The organism is Mycobacteroides sp. H003 (genome assembly GCF_001440135.1).
Taxonomy (GTDB): domain Bacteria; phylum Actinomycetota; class Actinomycetes; order Mycobacteriales; family Mycobacteriaceae; genus Mycobacterium; species Mycobacterium gwanakae.
In genome coordinates this window covers 16,241-37,082 of record NZ_LJYL01000016.1, presented here as the reverse complement: position 1 = coordinate 37,082, position 20,842 = coordinate 16,241, and the positions used below count along the sequence as shown (strand labels likewise).

The following is a 20,842-nucleotide window of genomic DNA, read 5'->3' as shown; positions in this document are numbered from 1 at the left end:
GTGCGCGCAGATAGACCGTGACACAAGCGGATTCACCCGCGCATCACATCAATCCCAGGCGCTGTGTCTGGGATGCCTGGGTGTGGGTGGGATGCTCGCTCCGATCGCGGTGTACGGATGGGAATCGCCGATTCCGATTGCCTTCGGATGGGCTGCAGCGGCGGCCGGCGCTCATGCGTTCTGGAAAGCGCGGGAGAACTGGCGCGCGCACCGACGCGAGCTGGCGGGTGGGCTGCTCATCGACGGGCATCCCGCCGCGCTGGATCTCTCCGATGTTCCGCCGATGTTCCTTCAGCACGGTGAACTGCATAAAGACCTTCGCCGCCTGCTGGACGTCGCGGCGGCCAAGTTCCCCGAGAAGCTGGTTCTCGATACCGATCAAGTCGAGTTCGAGGACGACGGTAAAGGTGGGCGAAAGCTCGTCTCATGGGGATTCCGTTGCCTTGAGTCCGGATTCATCACGGACTCTGGCATGCACGAGCGTCTGCACAGGACATTCACGAAAGCTCTCGGTGGCATCTGGGCGCCCAGCAGCGACCCGCGCGAAGACACATTCGGCGGTAGCCGTAAGTCGTCGATCCCCAAGTTGATATTCCCGCCGGCGTGGCGTGTGGCGTCCACCGTGGAAGAAGCCAAGCGTGCCTATACCGGCTGGGAGTTCAAGGTCGGGGTGGCCGCCGGCGGCGAACTCGGCGTGTGCTTGGAAAAGATGGCTCACGTCAAGGTTATTGGCGAGACAGGGTCAGGCAAGTCGGTTGCCGTGCGTAGCTGGCTGGAGCAGTTCAGGGCGATGTTGTGGATGCTGATCCTCGCCGACGGTAAAGGTGCTGACTACGCCGGTTACTTCGCGCCACAAATGGGTGACCATGGTCTGCCGGTGCCTGGCACTGTCGCGGTCGGGCTGGGATCGTCCGCGAAGGGGATGAGCTACGTCGGTGCCGTCGTTTTGGCGTACCAGATCATGCAGGAGCGTCAGGAAGGCTCTCTGGAGGGCAAGATCAAGGACCCAGAGAACTGGAACTCGTTCATACCCGTGCTTTTGGTGATGGACGAGATCAAAGGTATGCGGGAGAAGTGGAAGAATAACCTCTCCAAGGCCGACGCGAAGGCGATCGAGTCGATGGTCACCGAGATTACAGCCCTGGGTCGCGAGCTGCGTGTGCATGTCATGCTGATCTCGCAGGACGCGCGTGATCAGTCCATCCCCGGCGTGTGGAATTCGAACCTGCCCCTGACCATCTCGCTGGGCAAGCCCAGTGACATGACCATGGATAAGGCGTTCGAAGAGTCCGCCGTTCCGAAGGTGCGCATGGTCCGTGAGTCGATGGACCCGAAGATCAAGGGACGCTGCTTAATCGCGTCTGTGGATCCAGTCACCGGCGCCGCTGACGCCACGGAGTACCAGGGTTATCTCGGATATAGCCCCGGGGAGTCGTGGGACAACGCGAAGCTGCCGCCTGAGGCCAAACAGAAATGGCCTCAGTTCAAAGAGCAAGTGTCCGATCGCGTTCCGCGCATGTACAGCCGGCAGTGGTTCAGAATCGACGAGAAGTCAGAGCTGCAGCAGGCACTCGAAAAGAAGGGCGAACCCGACCGCGGATACATCGATTTCGACATGTTCACCGTCGAAGAGATCAAGCGCATGGAGCGGGTTCCATTGGATATGCGCGGTGCTGATGGCGTCATCGTTCCCGATCCTGCAATGGCCAAGTACGACCCGTCGAGCCGCGAGTACGTGTGCCTTCCGCCACCGAGCTCAAGCGGGAAGAAGATCATCGGGGAGTTGTAGCGGGCGAAGTCAGCCCCGATCACGGGTGATGCGCGGCCGGGTGCCGTAGATTGCCAGTAGCCCTGCGGCAACGATTGGCACATCTTCGACGGCCAGCGGGTTTGGCAGGCCAGAGACGATCAAATTGTCCCCCCGCCGTCCACGCGTGATGCGTATTTCAGCGTCTGCCCACGGCTGACTGGAAAGCGCGATCCGGACACAGAGACCTCCATAACCGTCAGCGGAGACCGGCGGCAGCTCGACCAGTTCGTAGCCCTCGGACTTCAAGCCATCGGCGAGCACCGCGCCGATACGGGCAGCGACCTCGTCTTGTGTATGGACAACGGCTAGGGGCCGGTCAGTGAACTTCTCGAGCACCGTCGCAGTGAGCAGATTCGGAATGCGCGCGATCAGCCGCTCGACGGCTTTGCGAGCGGAGAGTTCGGACATAGTGCTGGTCTATCAAGAGCCACCGACGTTCTCCACGAACTGGCCCGGGACCTCGCAGTGGGGGCGACCCGAGCGGCGACACCCCTGCATTGCTGGATGTTTGCTGCTTGTGTGGACACGCCTCTGTGGTGGGGCGTAGTGTCACGTCCCTGGGGGCTTTGCGGTGGCTGACGGAGGCGATGTGTCGGGGAATGAGAGATCAACTGAACAGCTGACAGCGGTGACCGACTGCCGTGATCTGGTCCGGTCCGCTGCGGCGGCACAGAGGTTGCCGTCTCGTGATCTTGACACGTCGCTTGTGGCGGGGGATGAGCGCGGCCGACGTGTTGCGGCTTTCGCTGGTGGGAGTGTTCTGGTCGTGGGGGCGGTCACAGCGCTGCACAACCTGTATCGCAGCGGTGACGATGCTGCCGAACTGATCGCGTGGTCCGCCCTGTTGCTGCTGGCGCTGACCGCCCTTGGTGGGGGAATCAAGCTTGCGATGTGGGGCGCGCGGCCGGTCATCACTGCGCTGTTCGACGCGGCGAAGGCACGATTGACCGAGTTCGGGCGCACTGTCGTGGCCGCTGGTTCTGTGATCGCCGGGGCGTTGGGCATGTGGTGGACGTTCCGCGGCGGATACGCCAGTTGGTGGCAGCAGGTCTCCGGTGAACACCGGTGGACGCTACTGCTCGGCGTCGGTCAGATGCTGGTGGCGGTTCTTGCCGGTGCTGCGCTGTTCACTGGTGGCCGGTATGTCACCGGTTTGGCCAAGGATGCCCTCACGGATTCTGGACTGCTCATCGAGCGCGACCGTAGCGCCGGTAAGCGGCGGGCGCCGGAGGGGCTGTGGCATCCCGGTTTGGTGGCGGCCTTGATCGGGGGCGGTTTGGGGTTGGTGCTGCTGACCGCCGGGATCACGCCGCGGCTGTATGTGTGGATTACCGGTCCGGATGTGTTGCCTGCTGCCGCTGCGGTCGCCGCGGTGTTGTTGTGGGCGATCGGCTCCAATCTGGGGTGGTGGAAAGGTCTTGCAGGTCTGTGGAAGTGGGCCACCGACGCTTCGCATAAGACGGCCGCGACGTCCGGTGTTGTTGCGTTGTTGATGTTCTCGGCGGGTGGGTTGGGTTTGGGTTGGTTTACCCCGGCCACGGTGCCCCAAGCGCATGCGCAGTGTCCGCCGGATTGTGGGGGTGGCTCCAACGGTGGCTCCTACGGGCCTGATGCTTCGCAGTTTCAGCCGCCACAGATGCCCAACCAGATGCCGGACTATCAGGGCGGGATCAACCAGCCGCCGCTGGATCAAAACAGCTCGATATCGATTTACAACACGCAGGCACCGTCAGTCAGCAATAATGGCAGCCAGGGCTCCAGCGGGCAGCAGGGACCACAGCAGAACTGGGATCAGCCCGCACACGGCACCCAAATCCCGGACTACCAGACCGCCACCCCGTATACACAAGGACCGGGCAGGCCGAACCCGGACTTCAACCCGAGATCGCAAGGCGGGCAGTCGAATCAGGGCGCACAGCAGCCTGTGCAACAACCGCAACAGGCATCGCAACAACCGCCGCAACAAGATGCTGGGCAGCAGCCCGACCAATCGCCGAATCAGTCGTCGGATCAGCAGAAGATCGATGATTTGACCCGGCAGTTGCAAGATCAACAGCAGCAGTCCACTCAGGACCGCCAACGCATCGATGATTTGACCAAACAACTGCAGCAGCAGAACAAGCAGAACCAGAAACAGCAGCAGTCGCCGAGGTTCCCGTCGAAGGACGATAAGAAGGATCGCGACCAGCAGGACCGCGATAAGCAGTCCGGCGACAACGACCTGACCGCATTGTTGATGGGCGCGGCCTCCACGCGGCGCCGTAAGCAAGACGACCAGCAGGGCCCGGATACCGAGGCACTGGGACAGGATGCATCCCAAGCGGTGCAAGGCCTCCCGGGCGATGTGCAGACCTATGTCCAATCCGGCCAGCAGATCGGCGAGTCATCCGGGCAGGCCGCGCAAGGCTTCAGTTCGGCCGCACAAGCCGGTGCCTCGCTGGCATCCTCGGTGCAATCCGGGGCGGTGAACCCACAAGATGCCATCACAGTGGTTCAGGGGGTATCGCAAGGCATTCAGGGCACCGCGGACGCGATCAATGCGGGCAGTCAGATCGTGAAAACCGCTCAGGGTGAAGCCGATCAAGTCGCCCAAGCGGTAGGGGACGCGAACCCGCAACTCAAACCGCAGACCGAGCAGTTCACCCAACTCAACGACACCGTGTCGAAGGGCACCGCTGGTGTCGGGCAGGTCGCACAACTCACCAGCCAGGGTGCCGGCGCCGTCAACTCGGTGAGCAGCTTGGGTGCTAGCGGGATGCCGACAGATGCGGCGGGCGAAGCGCCAGCTGAGATGGTGGGGTGGGCGACTACAGCAAGTGGCCCAGCGGGCAGCGGTCCGGCCACCTTCGGCGGGCCGCAGCCGGGACTTCCCGCGCCGGCTGATCCAAGCGGTGACGGGATGCCAGCGACTGATGACCTCGTGCCGTTAATCGCAGGGCAGCCCGTCACCATCGATCAGTCGGTGCCGTTCAAGCCAACTACTTCTGGTGTGCAGGTGCCCGACATGCTGGCCACGGGTAAGGCGAGTTTCCTGCCTCAGGGCGATAGCGATACGGGGCTGGCGTCATTTGTGTGGCAGTACCAGGGGCTGGGAACTTCACCCACAGAGGTTGTCGAACAAACCACTGAAATCTGGGTCAACGGCGAGAAAGTTGAACCCAAACTACTGGAGGCCGTCAACAACTACACGCTCTTCGTGCCCCAAGTAACTGACGGTGACACCATTCTGTTTAAACAGACCGCCACCATCGAATGGTTCGAAGGAAACATCCAGCGTCAGGCCACAGGAACGCTCGAAGGCTATTTACAGGCGCAAAACGCTCCGGGCACGACGGCGGCGATGGTCAAGATGAGCAGCGGGGCTCGAGGTCGACAAGGTATGGAGGCCGTCGGTCTGCCGCAGAACTCCGAGAAGATCTTTCCGAACCCGTCGACGAAGAAGTTCCGTATCCCAGATGTGCTGGTGCAGGCCCCTGTCAGCATGTTGGGCGAAGTCAAAAATGTCGGGAAGCTGTCGCTGACCCAGCAGTTGACGGAGTACCTGAAGTATGCGAAGGCGAATGGCTATGCTGTGCATCTTTTTGTTCGGCAGGGCGAGGGCACTCAACTGTCGGGGCCACTTCAAGCGCTCGTAGACTCAGGGCAAATAGTCCTCCACAAGGTGATATAGCATGGAGTCAATGGTCAAAGAGCCTGTGCAGGAACCACATCCGATTGATGATGACGATTTCTACAATCGGATCGATCTTCTGTCGCCCGAGGAATCCTGGTCTGAAATCGCGCCGTGGGTTGAAGCGCTGAAACGTGACAGGACCGAAGCCTTCCGGCAGTCCCATGGCGGCAACAGGATGCCGGTTGACGCGGCTACTGTGCCAGTCCTGGTGAAGTACCTGTACCGCATCCCGAGTCGGAAACAACAGCGGTCAATCATTATCGAGCTCGGGAAAATGCGGCCTTACTCGATTGATGCCCTTATTCAGGCCTATCGGGATTTCGCCGGAGCGTGTGATCGCGGGGGTACGCAGATGAGGTGGTACATCTCCGATGCGATAGACGGCAAGCTCAATGAAGAGCAGATCGAGAAGGTCTTCGGCTTGATCGACGAGCTCGCTGTGAAAGCAGACGCGGACTTCCTCTTGTCGGCGGTGTCACGAACGAAGAAACAACGCGAGCGTGCAGTGTTGTTGATCAAGGAAGTGCTCGAAACCCCGCTTGGATCCAAGGATGCTATTGAGGTCATACCGTCTGCGGCTGTCGCCGCAGCGGGCAGGCTACAAGATCCACGGCTCTATGAGCCGCTGAAGGCCCTGGTGGACACACCAGATAAGTGGTTGCGCGATAGGGTGAAACGGGCACTGGAACAGTGTGGACCGAAGCAGGAGAACGCGACATGAGCTGGCGGAACACCGCATCTGCAGAGGCGCAGGATGCGCTAGACACTCTGTTGAGCACCTCGATTGACCTCGCGATGCAGAACCTGCAGAAGTCCGACAGCTTCATCCCGTTCGCCGTCACCGTCAACGCCGGCCAAGAGCACTCCCTGCTGTCAGGCGCGGGGGAGGATGCGAATCAGACGATTGCGACTCTAGAGCGCGAATTGACCGCGCAGAAGGACGAACTCGCTGCATACGCAATCGCGTACGACACCCACGTCGCCGCGTTGGGATCTGATGCCATCGAGGTCCGCCTACAGCACCGCGAAGGCGCCGCGATGACAGTGCAAGCCCCGTACTCCAAGCGCGGCAGCACTGTTGAGATTGGTGACCTAATAGCGCAGTCGGCGACGCGCACCATCTGGTAGACGCCGGGCGACAAGGTCGCCAGTCAGTGATCAGCGTGTGCAGTTTGACCGCGAAGATCGATCAACTGTTGGTCTGAGGTGTAACCCTCCACCGGGCGGAGCACGTAGCCCGCGGGGATCTGCCCCGTCTCGTAGTACGAGATGAAGATGTCAGCAGCTTCTTCTGAGCTGAAAACCTCTGGGCGGCTGACATATTCAGCGCCATGCGGCAACTGGATCGCCACATCAAGCGGAGCAGCCCCATCGTGCGGATGCCCGACCACGTATCGCACCCATTGCGCACCCCACTGGGCGCCGCCGGGCTTGCGAGTCTCGATGGCGATCGCAGACGCGCTGTGCCCAGCTGCTTGTAGGTACTCGGTCGTGGCCTCGTTGGCTACGTCCTTGTATTCCTTGCCCTCGGGGAGCGCGTAGAGAAGCAGGCTCCAATTATCGTTCTGTCCGAACGCTCCCAGCGGGCCGAGGAACTGCAGCGGACCAGCGCCGCCGTCCATCTCCGCGACGTTGCGGCCGCTGTAGATCATCACATGCGTCGGAACACCCATGCGCAGACCCTAGCCCCCCGCCCTGCTAAATGCTCTGCCGTCTCCGGCCAGCGGGCCTTCGACTCATAGCAAGCAATCTGGCGCAGCGCTGATGGTGACGGCGAACTACACCTACTACCTCGACCAGGTCAAGGGCAGCCAGTCGTGGAACCCCTTTGAAGGCATGAAGCGGTGGAAATGGGGAAAGGGCCCGCCGCTGAAATAACCGGGCTATTGCGGCGCGGGCGGGTACGGGTTGCCGTACGGGTGCTGCGGTGGTGGTGATGGTTTGCGTCGCCGTAACGCGGTGATGATGAGCACGATGATGCCGGCTCCGATGAGTGTGATGCCGCCGATGGGCCCCAAGAGGACCGCTGTGATGGCGCCTCGGCCGGCGCGGGGCCCTAGTCCGTAGGTGATGTCGGAGTAGCCGGCGCAGCTGATGGTGTAATTGCCTGCCTGGTGGGCGCGCACCACGTAGAGGGCATGCCATTGGTTGATGCTCAGGGTGCCGTCGTAGCGGCTGACAGTGGCTTCGTTGTTGTTCTCGTCGCGGCCCACGCAGCGTGTGTTCTGGGTCAGTTTCGGTACGGGTTCCACGTCGGCGACGTAGATGATCATCGAATCACCTGATCCGAATCGTGTAGTGCTAGAACCATTTGCGTCGAATTGACTCGTCGGCCCCTGCAGTACGGGCATCAGCCCGCCAACGAACAGTCCGATGCCACCGATCAGCCCGACCGCTATCAATGTTGCACCGATGATGTACCAGTAGCCGCGCATCGGTCGGTGCGGGGCCACGGGCGGGGGAGTTGGCCATTGCGCTCGCGGCGGACCCCATGGCTGCGTGCCGGCATGTTGCGGAGGCAGTGGAGGTTGCGTCCACGAAGTAGCAGGATCGTTGTCTTGCATGGCGTAACCCCCGATTGTATTTGTCCTGTTCAGTACAGGTATGACAATAGCTGACTGGCCGGTCGGGTTACGAGGATCGGATTTGCAAGCGCACCCAAACTCAATAGGTTTGCTGAATTTCGCTATTGTTCGTGGTTATGGGGATTCCAGCGGAGCCGGATGAGTTGCTTTCCGAATTCGGTGCCGACGTTGTCAAGCTGAAACCTCGGTTGGGAGGCATGCTGTGCAGATCCGCCTGATTGGGTTGCCTTGGTGGGCGCGGTGGGTTTGCATATCGGTGCTGGTGTCACTGAGTTCGAGTCCATTTCTCCTGATCATCCCGGCCGTAGATTTCAGCCCGGTATGGGTTTGGGCACCGATCGGGATGGGCGTGGCGATCGCTGCGGTGTCGGTCGCCTACCAGGAGAAGGCGCATCGCGCATATTTGGCCGTGCTGAACGGTGTCGGCGATGTGCAGCGCGCCGATGTTGTGAAGGCGCTGTGGCGCCGACACATCCCGGCCGACCCCGGTGTGCTGAACGCCGCGCTCGAGCTGGGCGAGACCCTGAGAAAGCTCCGCAAGGACTCGTCGTCTCTGTCGAACCCGGTGTTCTGGATCGCGCTGCCGTTCCTTCAGATTTACATCACGCACAGCGTCAGGATTGCTGCCGGGTGGACTTTGTTGGCTGTTCTGTGTGTGCCGATCTTGTTGTCGGAGTGGTATGTCGCGCGCCGCCAGGAGAGCCATATCGCGTTGCTCGGAGCTGCAGAAGCCGGGCAGAGTGCAGATAGCGGTCCATTCTTGGGAAAGTGGGATCGGCTGTGGCTGGCGGTGATTGCGGCGGGTTTGGTTGCGTGCGTTGTCGGGTTGGCGGTGACCTTTGAGCGGCAGTGGCCCAGACGAGACTGTGAGCAGACACACGATGTCATCGTGGCCGTGAACGAACGGAATTGGCTGACTAATGGGCGACTGGTGGTGCAGGGCGGCCCTAGTGTTGCCGATTATCAGGGGTGGTCCGATCAGCTTCAGCGCGAAGCTGCCAAGATGACGACACCGGATGTGGCGCCACACGTACGTCGTATTGCGGATCTATCGGTGCAGGTAACAGACCTGGTGCGTAGTGCGTATGCGGCTGCACCGACCAGTAGTGCCGCAGAAGCCGCCGACCGGGAAGTGGCGTATCAGAAGCTCATCGGGCAGATGCTCGGCGAAGTAAAAGCTGTCAAAACCTTCTGCTGGGGTGAATGAGAGTCAGATTCTGATGTGCCCTGGTCCTGTGACTGGGCCGTTCTCAAACCTTATGGGGGTTAGACGTTTTGAGCGCTAGAACAGCCTTCCTCACAGTGTCGGTGTTCGGGGCAGGAATCGGCTTGGGCATGCTGCTGCATTTGATCCTAGCGGCGGTGTGAAGAAGGCTCGGGCGGCCGATCAGTCGGCGCGCAGTCGCTCGAGCATGCCGGGACGGAGTTGATCGGCGATGCGCGCCCATGGCACCACGACGGGGGCGTAGTCGCCGGCAACGTGCGCGACGGGCGCGTACACCTCCAGGCCGGCGGAGGTCGGTAGCCACGCATCGGCGAAGTGGGTGCCTGTGAGGTCGGCTGCATACACGCGCTTGGTGGTGTCCAGTTCGGGTAACAGGCTGCGCAGGCGGTCGAGCGCAGCGGAGCGGTCGCGGTACAGGTCGTCGACGGTGATCGGCGTGGCGGTCGTGGTTGCGATCACCACGGTGCCCACGCTGCGGTTAGGGTGCGCTGCGCCTTTGCCGTACCAGAGGAGCACGATCCGGCCCGCCACAGCACCGGCACTGATCCGGGTCACCCCGCTGCGATAGCCGCCGAGGAGCTCACTATCGCCCACGCTCATCTCCTGCGATCCCAGGGGCATCCCGGCGCGCGAGGCCCTCATCGACTCGTTGAATCGTTTCGTGACGGCGGGATCACCGCCCGAAAGCGTCGGGATCGAAACTTTATGCCCCTGCGGTGATCCCGGTGTTGAAGTAAGCGACGGAATGTATCCGTGGACGGGGGAGGCCAGGGCCCCTGTGGGCGCCGGGCTGATCCAGTGCGGCGATGATCCGGAAGTGACGGATGCGGTGGGGGAGGCCGCAGACGGAGATACGGAGCCAGAAGGCGCTGCTGGCGTGGAACTCGGACCACAAGCGGCGGCGAGGAGCGCCGCTGCCGCGGTTGCCGCCACGGCGATCCGCAGGCTCACGGGCGATCCTGCACGCTGGCCCGATACTCGTCGGATCGGAGAAACAGTGCGTGCGCGGCGCACCGCTAGCGGCTGCAGCGAGCTGATGCATCGGCCCACGAATATGCGATCAGGGTGCCGTGGGCGCGAGGATCGGCCGGATGGATTGCTACCAGCCGACTCTGGGACGTAGGGACTAGGCGTTACGGGCATTGATGCGATCAACCTGCTTCTGGGCAAGCTCCTGCCACAGCGCAAGGTCTGCGGGCTCATCCCCCGTAGGCTCCAACTCCAGGTAGCCGAGAATGCCGCCGGTGACGTACACAACTCCGGGAGTCGGCAGCTCGCCGTCCTTCTTGATCGTGAAGATCTTGGCGGCCTGTGCCTCCACTCCACGCAGTCGCATAGGGCTGGGGCGGGCGCCGTATTCACCGGGCCGAAGGCCGGTATCCGAGCAACTCGTCAAGATTGGGTCCCAACTTGCGACGGCGGCGCGGCCTACCTGTGGATCATCCAGGCTAATCAGCACTGAGTATGCGGCCGTACGCTGCGATCCATCCGCCGCGATCCGACTGATATCGCCCCGATAGGCCACAGCATCCGCGGGCATCTTCGACACCGAATCGGCGATGGCGGCGCGGCAGCCGGGTTTCATTTCGTACTTATCCAGTAGCCCTCCGCCCAACTTGCTCCCGGTCTCGTACACGTCGACGCTGTAGCCGGGCAGCTCATTCAGGACCAGGCTCGCTGTTGCCGTCGCCGCACTGGCCGATGGCAAGTGCCCAACGGCCACCAATACCCCCGCCGCAGCCATGCCGACAGCTACTTGCCCAAGATTCCGCATAAGCCACTGCACCCCTAGTCTGTTTTCCTGACAGAAACCACTCGATGGTAACTGAGAGTGCGCCTCAGTAGATGTCAGCGGACATTCCTGGCACATTGAAGAAAATTCGCCAAGTTTTCCATGGCGGGTGAAAACCAGCGGCGACGGCAACACGATCGCTACTTGGGGAGCTGTGTGTCCTCACATTTGCCACAGAAGCACGTCGGTGCGGTTGGCGCGGACATCGGCTGTGGATATCTCTCAGAAAACGCAGGAGTTGCCCGGACGGTTCGATGACCAAACTTCTGCTTGAGCGTGGCGTTAATCCGAACTCGAGCGAGTCAGGCAGCCAACCAGATTCCAGTCAGGAAGCAACCCTCGGGCGTCGCACCGGTAACCCGCAACAGGGCTGATAAGGCCGCTCAGGACTCCGAAATGGCCATCGGCATAAGGGGTTCCATCGTGATGAGGGAATGCAATCACAGTGGTCTTGCTGTTTCTCGGGGTCGCCGCGGGTGTCTATTTGACCGGCGCCGGAATCCTGTTGCAGGCCTGGGAGCAATCCATGTCGAGGTCCGACCAGCAGCCGACGACATCGTCATACCTGCGGTGGGCAGGAGGTGCCTTCGGGCCAGCCCTGATAGCGGTCTGCATCTGGGTGGGAATCCGATCGCTGCGCCGGCAGCGGACCAATGACCTCGATATCCGGCCCTGCCAGTAGTTGTGCTCGTGCTTCGAGCAGCGGGGGATAGAGCCACCAGTGCACGGCCGCTGCGGCAAAGAGGACAGCGGTGAAGAAGTTGTTGGGGGATACTGGTTTGCCTAAAGCGAAGTCGCCCAGCTGAAACGCAACGTAGACAGCCATGGCTCCAATGAGGAATCTACGCACCCCGGGCGTCATCGTGCCGAATTGACGTTCAACTGCTCTCTGTGCCAAGCGTGCAGCAACACGCCGTATCGCCGGGTCGGCCGGTATCGGCCCGGACAAGACAGCCTTGGAAGCCTGCTGGTACTGGGTGGGTGTCAGGCCGTCGAGCATCTGGCGTAGCTGCGGGGACCGGGATCGTGCGCCTAGTGAGCACACCAGCCCGACGACGAGCGCCACAATCGCGATTCCGATCCACCAGCCCAGCCATTGGCCCTGTTCGTTGCGGTTGATGATCGCCACCGGAACGCCTGCCGTGGTGAAGATCAGGGCCGAATACACGAGCCACTGTATCCACCACGGGGCAAGTGCAAGTCTTATCCACACCAGCACAGTGTAAGCAGACAGCAAACCATCCGGTGTGAGAGGATGGCGGACGGTCGGGGCTGTCGATACGGAGGGGCGGGGTCGGTATGAACAGGGCGGGTAGCAAGGCGGACTCGGTTGTCGCAAGGTTCGTAGTGGGATTAATTGGCGCGATCCTGGTTTCGCTGGGGCCGATCGGCACGTTTCCGAATGCTGCTGCGGCACCGTCGATTCCAGATATCGACTCGCTGATCGACGACACCGGTCCCCTGGATACCAGGGTGGTTGGCATCAACGGTGGGCGCGCCATATTTTTTAGCACCGTCAATGGTCTTTTGTGTGCGCAGACAGTGGTCAAGATTGCATTCCAGGTGTCCTGTGCCGGAGAGTTTCCCGGGCAGACGCCGGGGCCGCAGGTTGTGACGGTGGGCTCGGCCTACAGTCAAGGTCTTGGGCCGGGCGCTTTCATGGACAAGCCCGCTGAAGAGTACTTCGGTGATACCAGCAATGTGGCGCCTATTGCGCTCGCGCCAGGTCACAAGATTGTGTTCTGGAATAATTCGGCCACCGAGTCGCTCATGTGTGGGGTGCCGACGTCAGCGGACGTGGTCTGTGTCCTCAAAGCACCACAGGAGGTGGGCGCCAGCTCGAGGCAACCGGTCACACATGGATTCGTGATCGCGACGCCCAAAAGCTGGGTTTTCTAGTTTCGACGTGATCGGATGAAGGAGTATGGGTGATCGGCCGATCGTTGCGTCGTCAAAGTGTTTGCACTACAACAGTATTTTCCCTCATTGGCGTCTGCGTTCTGTCTGCGTGTGGTCAGACCCCAGATGAGGTGCTTGCCGATGAGCTCAATGACATCTACCGCGAGGTCGCCCAGGCGGTGCAGAACCACAACCTCGATGCGTACAACGCGTTGACCTGTGCCCGGCAGCATTTGGATGGGATCGATTCCATTGAAAGCGACTCTGCAGCCGATCTACCCGCAACCGGCGCTCTCACCGCCGTGTCAGTGCATGGCGACGCCGCTCTAGCCACGCTTGCAGCTCCTCCTGGGATAGCGCGCGAGCTGGCTGAGGGCTATCGTGTCGCGTTCCTCAAAGAGAACGAGGGCTGGAAGTACTGCGGCGGTCTCGTCGCGGTAGGGATTGCGTCAGCGCGCTCAAGTGGCAGGCAATGACGGTCACCGTGTGGCGATCATCGAGCCAGCACTGGCTAGGAGGGTGAGGCAGGATGGTTCCTGAAGGTCAGCCGGTTGGGCAGCCCGGTTCGTTTGAGCGGCGTGGTGCTGCCGGGATATTGGCGACGAGGCTCTCCGTGCTTGCCACGGTCGTAGCGACGTTTCTTTTTGGAATGTATTGGGGTTTTTGGCGTGTCGCGGTGGTGCTCATCGAGGCTCAAGGTCGCGCCAACGTCGATCCCGACGACTATTTGGACCAGGTTCATACCGCTGGTCTCTGGGGAAATCTGTGCCGTTTGGTCGGCCTTCTGGTGGTGGTGCTCGCCGTTGGACTGGCAGCAGACGGTCTCAGGAAAGCGCCGCCTGCACGCGAGTTCCTGGCTCGCTATGCCTTGGTTGCGGCTGCAGTGATAGCACTGGGCTACGTAGCTCTATGGGGTTTCCAGCTCGCCGCGGAGATCGCCGGATGAGTGGCCACAAGGGGTCCGTCGCCAAACCTTCTGGCAGTTGGCCGTTTTGAGCACCAGGAATGCCGTCATCACAGTCTTGGCGTTCGCGGCCGGCCTCGGGTTGAGCATGCTGCTGTGGTTCGCGTGGTCGGCGGTGCTATTCCCGTTCTTCTGGTCCGAGGCCCTGTACTTGGGATTCTGGATCGCCTTCGGTATCAGCGTGATACTTGCGATCGTGGCTGTGGCTCGCAGGGGCCGGTTCCATGAACGACTCTGCTACTGGCATGCCATTTTGGCAGGCCTGTGTTCCCTCACGTGGTTCATGGCAGCAGATGCGGCCGTGGAGTACGGCTTACAAGTACTGCGCCGCTGAAACCAGCAGTCCGTGTGGATAGGGCGATCAAGCCACCGTCGGTACCGCGGCGCTCACCTGTGATTGCCACATCGCGAATGCGTTGAAGATGCACATATTTAGTACATCCTGAAGCTGGTCGAGGGGCACCCGCAGCATTGCGTCGCTGATGCTGATCTGGACGATCTGCTGGTCGTGGACAGCCACAGCGACGTGTGGATCGTCGGGATCGTCTACCCACAAGCCGACGGCCTCGGCGGCAGTGAAAGCCGCCGAGGTCCATACGGCCTCTAGTTCGCCGCTGGTGAGTTCGATGAGGCGGTCTAGTGGATCGCTCACGGCTGGGCTGGGGCGATGGTGTGCGATGTGGTCGGCGCGCTCAGCGGGTCGGAAGTACTCGCCGAACCAGAACCCGAGCTGCCCGCGGCGCCCGAGCCGTTCTGGCCCGGGTAGGGGTTCAGCGTCGGTGTGTAGCTGGGGATCACCGAGGTGGACGGCGCAGCAGTAAGCGAAGTCGATTCCACGGGCACTGGAGCACAGGTGTACGGGTCGAAGCGACTCGACTCCGACGAGGACGGTGCCTTCGCTTCGGAGGTCAATGCCGCCTGCCGAGCGACCACAGAGGGCTCGATGGGAGGACCGGCGGTATCAGTGACCTGTGTCGAGGCCGGGCCCCCGCTGACCGGCTGGCACTGGCCTGGAGCCACGGTGGCCGTGACAGTGATGGTGGCCGGCGTCGAGCGTGTGGCGCGCCATCCCGAATCAGTCCCATCCGAGGCCGGAGCCGAAGGATCGGAATCAGGATCGGCGAATGCGATCGTCGCGGGCACCGCCAGCGCGATAGACATGAGGGCGGGAACCAGCAGTGCGGTTTGCAGCTTGATCATGGGGCGCACGGTAAAGCCACTTCGCGCCAGAGCATGGCCAGCGGCGCGACCAATGTCTACGGTGCGCGACATGAACACTCCAGCGGTGCTGATTCGCACAGCTTCGTACGTGCTGATCGGCCAGATCCTGGTGATCCTGGTCGTCGCGATCGCTGTCCCAGACGGCGCATCGATGCTCACCATGGCGGGTTTCGTGACCCCCTACTACGAGACAAATGTGGTGGGAGCACTGCATATTCTCGCCATTCCGGGAACACATCCGACGGTCTTCGTTTCCGTGCAGTCGGCGATCCAGATGCTTGCGTTGGCTCTAGTGGCCGCGGGGATCGTCGGGCTGATCAAGTCCAACCCGTGGGAACACGGGATATTGCCCGACTCCACACCTGCGGGACGTGACAGGCCGCCCGTTCAGCCACCGAATGTGAACACCTCTTCCGGGGTGGTGGGGCCGGGCCCGGCGCTCGGGACAGCGGGCCCGGCTGCCATTGATCCTCCGGGACAGCCAACGCTTCCGCCGGCGTAAGCGAGAGAGCCTTGTCCGGAAATCGATTTCGTCCAAGCGGGTGGGCGCACCTGCGCGAATCACAGGCGCCTTCAGTCGCCGATATCGTGGCTGGCCGAACAGTCGTTGATTCGAGCGCACCCACCCTGGCCACTCGCGGCGGGCGAGCCCTGGTGTCCGCGTTCATCACTCCCGCAGGAGAGCGTGTTCTGCGTCGGGTGGGCTATGGCCGTCTGTTCAAGATCGCCGGAACTCTGGCGGTAACGCTACTGGTGCTTCTGGCGGGACTATTCGCGATGGCCACTGCGGCGATCACCGCGACGGGCCCCGTCTCCATCTCAGGCAAGCTCGTACCTGACGCCTCCGACGTGTTCGGCGCGGGTGAGGACATGGCCGCCGCAGGCCGCGACGGCGACATCACCTGTCACATTCGTACAACCGCACCCAGCACGACAGTCACCGTGCCCGAGAACGCGGTGACAGACCCGCTCAGCGAATCGTTGGCGGTGACACCTCCGAGTGCTCCACCGGATGCCGTCCAAGCCATCCCGGTCAAAGAAGACGGATCGATCGACAAGGCCGACGCCCAGAAACTCGTCGAGCCGGTCCCGCCGGGAACCAGCGCACTGCAGGCAGATGTGTGGTTCATGTACCGACTTGCAGGGCTCGGCGATTGGGACATGTTCACCGCGGCCTACCGTGACGCCGGTCTGCGTGATGATGACGAGTCTGAAGACGCGCCGCTGCGGCAGGTGCAGATACTCAACACCAGAGGCATCGACATGGAGCCGTATCGGCTTGTGGCTGCCGCGTTGACATCTGTAGGAGAGGTCACGGGTCGCTTGAAAGATCCGTACCCAGGATTCCGCGATTTGATTGTGACTGAACTGGTTTCGGGGTGTCTGGATGGCGATCCGGCTGTCACGGATCGAGCGACACTTCCGCCGCCGGTGATGGCCCCGAGCCCTGTCGCCGAAGAACCTGCTGTTCCGGAATCATCGGCTGGGCAGTGATGGGGCGACAGTGCCGCTGTCGTTCCAGCTCATCTCGCCTCCCAGCAGGATGATTCCGCGGCACAGCTCAGCGGCGCCCAACGGGTTTCGCCTATAGGGAGCCCTTTGAGTGCGCCCCGGAGTGCCGAATCGAATGTCTGCCATACCTCGGATTGGATGTCGATATTGGGGCTGCGGAGCGACGCATCGACGATATCGACCGTGGTCACATCGGCGATGTAATCGACCATGCAGCTAGATAATTCAATCGCGGTACTCATGGACAAGCTCTAACTCTGCTGCCTGCCGACGATCGATTCAGCCGCCGTCGCCGTCGCCGTCGCCGTACATCCGCGGGGAGAAAGCCCGGATCACCCGCCGCGACATGTGCGTTCCGCGTGGCCGCCGAGCAGCTCCGTTGGAACTGATCACGGTCTTGTCGCAGCCGTATTTCTTCGCGCGCAGGTACGGTGTCCAATCTCGTGATTCATCAGCCGGCCAGCCGGATCTGGTGCTCGTCGTCGGATACTTGGATTTCGAATTCGAAGGCGTCATCGCGCGCCTTCCTGGGATCGACGGTGACGAGCTGATGCGCAGCCTCGGTGGCTGCGAGAGCGTTAGCCGTGCGCAGTCGCGCACTCACCCTGATCGATACCTGCCACAGGTCGTCGTCTTCCCCGGCGTGCAAATAGGGCAGGACAGCGGTGTGTTCGACGAGGGCTGACTCGACGATTGAGAACCGGTCCGGGGGCATGTTGCGGTCGATTTGCATCCCGTGATGCGCGCGTTCATGCGCGGTGTCGGCGTCGGGGGCGTGGATGAACCGATGCAGGGTCACGACGCGGTGAAAGGTGGGCACGGCAGCTCAGCTCCAGAAGCTGTAGGTGGCACTCACGCGGGACCGGAATTTCTCCAGATCGTCGGCAAGCGCGGGGTTGTTGCCCTTGACCTGGTCGATTGCCGACATGACGTCCCATCCGCCGACATACCGGCCGGCAGCTAGATCTGTGAACACCTCTTGCGAATCCAGGCCTGCGAACTGGGAAGCATCCTGCTCAAGCGTGGTTTCCCATGTCTTTAACATATGCAAATCATACACTGTTGCCGAATAGATGCCTGATGGGATGCGTGCTCAAAAATGCCGGATCTGGATGTCGGCGGGCAGGTGGGGGACTTACCCGCCGACGCTGGCGATGGTGGGTGGGTGCAGCACTGAGACGGTGGCGCCTTCGGCGTCGCCTCCGGCAGAGAGCAGCGTGTAGGTGTTGGCGTCGCCGGTCTGAGCGACGATGCCTTCAGACATGAGCAGAGCCAGTGCATCCGGGACGAAAGCTGCAGTTCCCCAGCCGTTCTTCTCGATGCGCTGGCATAGCTCTGATCGAGTCACTACGCGCCCCTCGCGCATGATCTCGTTGAACTCCCACAGAACCTGCGCCGATGTTTCCTTGCTGCGTTCGTGCGTCTCTTGCTCGCTGGCCGCTTTGGCGTGCGACTGCATGAGGCCCAGGCTCTGTCCGCGCTTGCGCGTTTCCATGATGGACAGCCGCTCTGCGAGTGCGACAAGGGCCTCGATGTTGCGCCGGCGCACCGCCATGACTTCTCCCGCGCAGAACCAGTGAACGTCCTGGGGCTGTGCAAGGCCATCGAGGGCGGCAAGTAGCGCACTGATCTTGAGCTGCTGCAACACGGAGTGGCGGTCGGCGATCGCTTCCACCTTGTCGCCCACAAGATCTCCGTCGCTGTATCCGCCATTGGCGCTAAACGGGTTCGCCGTCGCCGCGCGGGCCCGATCTGCATCCATGTATTCGGTCGCCGCGGCGGGCGGCGTGATCCACACAGGTGGGCGAGCGTCGCCGAGGGTGGGGATCATCGAGGGACGCCCACCGAACCAATACACCGGAGCCACGGCCAGTCTCTGTGGGTATTCGGGGCCGCGCTGCACTGTCTGGTGCGCGGTAAGCCACATGAATCGCTGCGGTGTTCCCTTATCGGATTCATCGAACAGAGTGGCCACGGTGGTGGGCTGAGCGCCCAACAAAATTCCGAAGCGATAGGTGTGCGCCTTGACTGCGCTGCGTCGATCCTTGTCTGAGGCGGTGTTGCCGACGTCACCACCCATCCACATCGTGCGGAACCAGCCGCTAGTTCTGGATCCTTGACGTGAAAGCTCGCCGAGGAACACGTCCATCTCGTCGGACTCCATCATTACCGAGTCTGAGAGGCTTTCACCGACGCTGCCAACGGCAGGCTGTGAATAGTCCTCGGCCGCATCTGCATCGACGTCGTCCTGGTCGCCGCGTGGGAACTCCTTCAGTACACCCTCACCGGTGCCGGGTGCGACGATCCGCACATCCGGGATGAGTGCTGCTGCGGCGCTCATTGTGTCGGTCTTACCCGATCCCGGCGGGCCTACCAGCACCGAGTACACGTTGATGGACGTGCCTTCGGTGGTGGGTCCGGGGTCTGACGGAATCCTGCGGCTGGCCGGGGTGAGCCGAACGGTGGGTGGAACCAGCGCGGCGATGCGGGGCAGTAGCGCCCCGAGAAGCCCCCAGCGAGAAACCGCGTGTGAATCAGCGGCCGCTGCAACGTGGCTGAGCCCTGGAGTGGCCGAGAAGATCCACTCGCTGCTGACGCTGTCATGATCCATCCGGTTGGCCAGAGGAGGCAGCACCGGCAGCATCTTGGTCTTGGCGCCTTGCACCGGTGTGATGTGCTCGGGGATGGCGGGCATCGGGTACTCGTGAAACTCGTCCTCGGCGGGCACCGGGACATCACCGATTTCCCGATCCGGGAATGAGCGGATGGTGATCTTTCCGGCCTTGCGAGACACACCGGCACGCTCGGGATCCGGCTCATTGGCTAGCGAAGCAGTCTGAGGTGCAAGCGCATTAGCCCCGACAACTGTTCCTGGCACCACGTAGGCGATGCCGCGTTGCTGTGCTGTTGGCAACCGCGATTCCAGGTCCCTCGCTGCGGCGCGGTACATCTCGGCTTTGCGTGTATCCCCGGTCGCCGATGCATCCGCTGCCATGCGCAGATAGTCCGATGGCCGCACGGTCTGCAGGTCTTCGCGCTCGGCGCCGAGTTCGATTCCAACCGCCGATGCTCGCTCGCGGATGGTGCCACCGTGCAGCGCCTTGGCCAGGTTCAGGCGGGAGATGTGGTCGTGGTCCAGGTTCAGTGCGGCTTGCATTGTGCCGGACCAGATATGTGCGCCGTAGCCCTGCTCGCATCCGTCATGCAGCGTGGCCGACTTGTCATTGTCAGCACCGATCCAGTGGTAGATACGGCATCCGCAGCCGTCGAGCTGGCTGAGTGCGATGAGCCGCGGGTCGCTGGCGAGCCATTGATCCCACGGAACGGAGTCGACGCGGTTGTCCAGCTCGATTGAGCGGGCGTCCTGTTCTACTTTCAAACGCGGCGGGTCGGGTATCAGAATGCCGTGCAACGGCTCCAATCCAGGTGGGCAGGCGGCGGAGCGATCGAACAACCAGCTCGGTGCGACGGGGATATCCAAGAGCGCTGGCATGAACAGGTCCAGCGGGCCGCCTTGGCATGGCGCGTACATCCAGTTAGGTGCCTCATCGATACGAGATGGCGGAGCCACCACATAGCGGGCACCGGCCAGAACGTCGATCATGCCGCCGTTCGCGAGTGGGATTTGAAGGCGGTTGGAGGGCAGTCCACGGGCTTCGATTCCATCGGGCACGCGAAGCCATACGTGCGAGCCGCCGCGTTTGTGGCTGGTGGGGTCTTGTGACTTGGCGGTGATCACAGTCAGTGTGAATCCCGCATCGACAACGGCTTGCGTGGCGGCAAGATTCTCGGAATCTAGGACGATCAGGCGCGAAGACGCCAGATTGACGCCGAGGTTTCCTTTGGCGTCAACGTGCGCGATGGCGTCGTCGACGGTGGTGGCCAAAGCCAGCGGCCAGCCCTCCATGATCGGGTGCTTGATCTGCGGCGCTAGTGGCATGAGGTGGCAGCCGAGCTCGGCCATGCGCGCGATGAGCTTGCGGTTGGCGTTCATCGTTCAGCCGCCAATCCAGACAGCTTGATGATGCACTTCGAGGTGGAATTCGAAGTGCGCATCGAGTCGGCATCTACGTCATGGAGGCGCATGGAGCTCACGCTAGGGCGAGCGGCGGAAAAAGCCGTCCTCGGACGTAACCGTTCCCTTCGGCGTGTCGTCGCTGC

At 62.1% G+C, this 20,842-nt stretch carries 23 protein-coding genes; 11 read left to right on the top strand and 12 right to left on the bottom strand.

Going from position 1 to position 20,842, the window contains the following annotated elements; translation table 11 throughout:
* Positions 1–91 precede the first annotated feature (91 nt).
* Positions 92–1,789, top strand: a complete 1,698-nt coding sequence (locus tag AOT87_RS11745; RefSeq protein ID WP_227469714.1) for a cell division protein FtsK — start codon at positions 92–94, stop codon at positions 1,787–1,789.
* Between the two features lie 9 nt (positions 1,790–1,798).
* Here the strand turns inward: AOT87_RS11745 and AOT87_RS11740 are convergent, their stop codons facing one another.
* Positions 1,799–2,218, bottom strand: coding sequence for a hypothetical protein (locus tag AOT87_RS11740; RefSeq protein WP_005100703.1), 420 nt, complete (start codon positions 2,216–2,218; stop codon positions 1,799–1,801).
* Positions 2,219–2,399: 181 nt separating this feature from the next.
* Between AOT87_RS11740 and AOT87_RS11735 the strand changes: the two genes are divergently transcribed.
* The 3 genes from AOT87_RS11735 to AOT87_RS11725 are packed head-to-tail and all read left to right on the top strand — an operon-like array spanning position 2,400 to position 6,611.
* Entirely contained in the window at positions 2,400–5,480 is a 3,081-nt protein-coding gene (locus AOT87_RS11735; protein WP_057970085.1) for a putative toxin, read from the top strand.
* A 1-nt stretch (position 5,481) separates the two neighbouring features.
* Positions 5,482–6,204: a hypothetical protein gene (locus AOT87_RS11730; protein ID WP_052583265.1), complete on the top strand. Its 723-nt coding sequence runs from the start codon at positions 5,482–5,484 to the stop codon at positions 6,202–6,204.
* Positions 6,201–6,611, top strand: coding sequence for a hypothetical protein (locus AOT87_RS11725; RefSeq protein ID WP_052526293.1), 411 nt, complete (start codon positions 6,201–6,203; stop codon positions 6,609–6,611). Before AOT87_RS11730 ends, AOT87_RS11725 begins: the two co-directional genes overlap by 4 nt.
* 23 nt (positions 6,612–6,634) lie before the next feature.
* Here the strand turns inward: AOT87_RS11725 and AOT87_RS11720 are convergent, their stop codons facing one another.
* Positions 6,635–7,156, bottom strand: a complete 522-nt coding sequence (locus AOT87_RS11720) for a hypothetical protein (RefSeq protein WP_057970067.1) — start codon at positions 7,154–7,156, stop codon at positions 6,635–6,637.
* Positions 7,157–7,366: 210 nt separating this feature from the next.
* Positions 7,367–7,918: a hypothetical protein gene (locus AOT87_RS11715; protein WP_057970068.1), complete on the bottom strand. Its 552-nt coding sequence runs from the start codon at positions 7,916–7,918 to the stop codon at positions 7,367–7,369.
* A 352-nt stretch (positions 7,919–8,270) separates the two neighbouring features.
* On the opposite strand from AOT87_RS11715, the gene AOT87_RS11710 reads away from it, so the two are divergent.
* Positions 8,271–9,275, top strand: a complete 1,005-nt coding sequence (locus AOT87_RS11710; RefSeq protein WP_198528443.1) for a hypothetical protein — start codon at positions 8,271–8,273, stop codon at positions 9,273–9,275.
* 180 nt (positions 9,276–9,455) lie between these two features.
* Here AOT87_RS11710 and AOT87_RS29330 read toward each other — a convergent pair whose 3' ends face one another.
* The 3 genes from AOT87_RS29330 to AOT87_RS11695 all read right to left on the bottom strand — a co-directional run bounded on the left by AOT87_RS29330 (position 9,456) and on the right by AOT87_RS11695 (position 12,298).
* Positions 9,456–10,244: a hypothetical protein gene (locus AOT87_RS29330; protein ID WP_237085118.1), complete on the bottom strand. Its 789-nt coding sequence runs from the start codon at positions 10,242–10,244 to the stop codon at positions 9,456–9,458.
* Positions 10,245–10,419: 175 nt separating this feature from the next.
* Complete coding sequence (locus AOT87_RS11700) at positions 10,420–11,037, bottom strand: hypothetical protein (RefSeq protein WP_234801054.1); 618 nt, start codon at positions 11,035–11,037, stop codon at positions 10,420–10,422.
* Between the two features lie 607 nt (positions 11,038–11,644).
* On the bottom strand, positions 11,645–12,298 hold the full coding sequence (locus AOT87_RS11695) for a hypothetical protein (RefSeq protein ID WP_234801055.1): 654 nt from the start codon (positions 12,296–12,298) through the stop codon (positions 11,645–11,647).
* An 86-nt stretch (positions 12,299–12,384) separates the two neighbouring features.
* Between AOT87_RS11695 and AOT87_RS11690 the strand changes: the two genes are divergently transcribed.
* The 4 genes from AOT87_RS11690 (at position 12,385) to AOT87_RS11675 (ending at position 14,282) form a co-directional block, all read left to right on the top strand.
* On the top strand, positions 12,385–12,984 hold the full coding sequence (locus AOT87_RS11690) for a hypothetical protein (RefSeq protein ID WP_057970071.1): 600 nt from the start codon (positions 12,385–12,387) through the stop codon (positions 12,982–12,984).
* 29 nt (positions 12,985–13,013) lie between these two features.
* Positions 13,014–13,460: a hypothetical protein gene (locus tag AOT87_RS11685; protein WP_057966637.1), complete on the top strand. Its 447-nt coding sequence runs from the start codon at positions 13,014–13,016 to the stop codon at positions 13,458–13,460.
* 53 nt (positions 13,461–13,513) lie between these two features.
* Complete coding sequence (locus AOT87_RS11680; protein ID WP_057966636.1) at positions 13,514–13,930, top strand: hypothetical protein; 417 nt, start codon at positions 13,514–13,516, stop codon at positions 13,928–13,930.
* A gap of 76 nt (positions 13,931–14,006) precedes the next feature.
* Positions 14,007–14,282, top strand: coding sequence for a hypothetical protein (locus AOT87_RS11675; protein ID WP_057966638.1), 276 nt, complete (start codon positions 14,007–14,009; stop codon positions 14,280–14,282).
* 27 nt (positions 14,283–14,309) lie between these two features.
* Here the strand turns inward: AOT87_RS11675 and AOT87_RS11670 are convergent, their stop codons facing one another.
* Both AOT87_RS11670 and AOT87_RS11665 read right to left on the bottom strand, forming a co-directional pair.
* Positions 14,310–14,600, bottom strand: a complete 291-nt coding sequence (locus tag AOT87_RS11670; RefSeq protein WP_005103247.1) for a hypothetical protein — start codon at positions 14,598–14,600, stop codon at positions 14,310–14,312.
* Positions 14,597–15,148 (bottom strand): hypothetical protein, encoded by a 552-nt coding sequence (locus AOT87_RS11665; protein ID WP_049233257.1) that lies wholly within the window; start codon positions 15,146–15,148, stop codon positions 14,597–14,599. The genes AOT87_RS11670 and AOT87_RS11665 overlap by 4 nt, the downstream gene beginning before the upstream one ends.
* Before the next feature lie 70 nt (positions 15,149–15,218).
* Between AOT87_RS11665 and AOT87_RS11660 the strand changes: the two genes are divergently transcribed.
* Together AOT87_RS11660 and AOT87_RS11655 are read left to right on the top strand one after the other, a co-directional pair.
* Positions 15,219–15,671, top strand: a complete 453-nt coding sequence (locus AOT87_RS11660; protein ID WP_049233256.1) for a hypothetical protein — start codon at positions 15,219–15,221, stop codon at positions 15,669–15,671.
* Positions 15,672–15,757: 86 nt separating this feature from the next.
* Entirely contained in the window at positions 15,758–16,663 is a 906-nt protein-coding gene (locus AOT87_RS11655; RefSeq protein ID WP_237085115.1) for a hypothetical protein, read from the top strand.
* Between the two features lie 29 nt (positions 16,664–16,692).
* On the opposite strand, the gene AOT87_RS11650 is transcribed toward AOT87_RS11655, so the two are convergent.
* From AOT87_RS11650 to AOT87_RS11635, 4 genes are all read right to left on the bottom strand, one after another.
* Positions 16,693–16,923, bottom strand: a complete 231-nt coding sequence (locus AOT87_RS11650) for a hypothetical protein (RefSeq protein WP_228539353.1) — start codon at positions 16,921–16,923, stop codon at positions 16,693–16,695.
* 209 nt (positions 16,924–17,132) lie between these two features.
* Positions 17,133–17,501, bottom strand: a complete 369-nt coding sequence (locus tag AOT87_RS11645) for a hypothetical protein (RefSeq protein ID WP_005102633.1) — start codon at positions 17,499–17,501, stop codon at positions 17,133–17,135.
* A 6-nt stretch (positions 17,502–17,507) separates the two neighbouring features.
* Positions 17,508–17,726 (bottom strand): hypothetical protein, encoded by a 219-nt coding sequence (locus tag AOT87_RS11640; protein ID WP_005102134.1) that lies wholly within the window; start codon positions 17,724–17,726, stop codon positions 17,508–17,510.
* A 90-nt stretch (positions 17,727–17,816) separates the two neighbouring features.
* Positions 17,817–20,675 carry a bifunctional DNA primase/polymerase gene (locus AOT87_RS11635; RefSeq protein WP_057970073.1) on the bottom strand — a complete coding sequence of 953 codons (2,859 nt, stop codon included), beginning with the start codon at positions 20,673–20,675 and terminating at the stop codon, positions 17,817–17,819.
* Between the last annotated feature and the right edge of the window lie 167 nt (positions 20,676–20,842).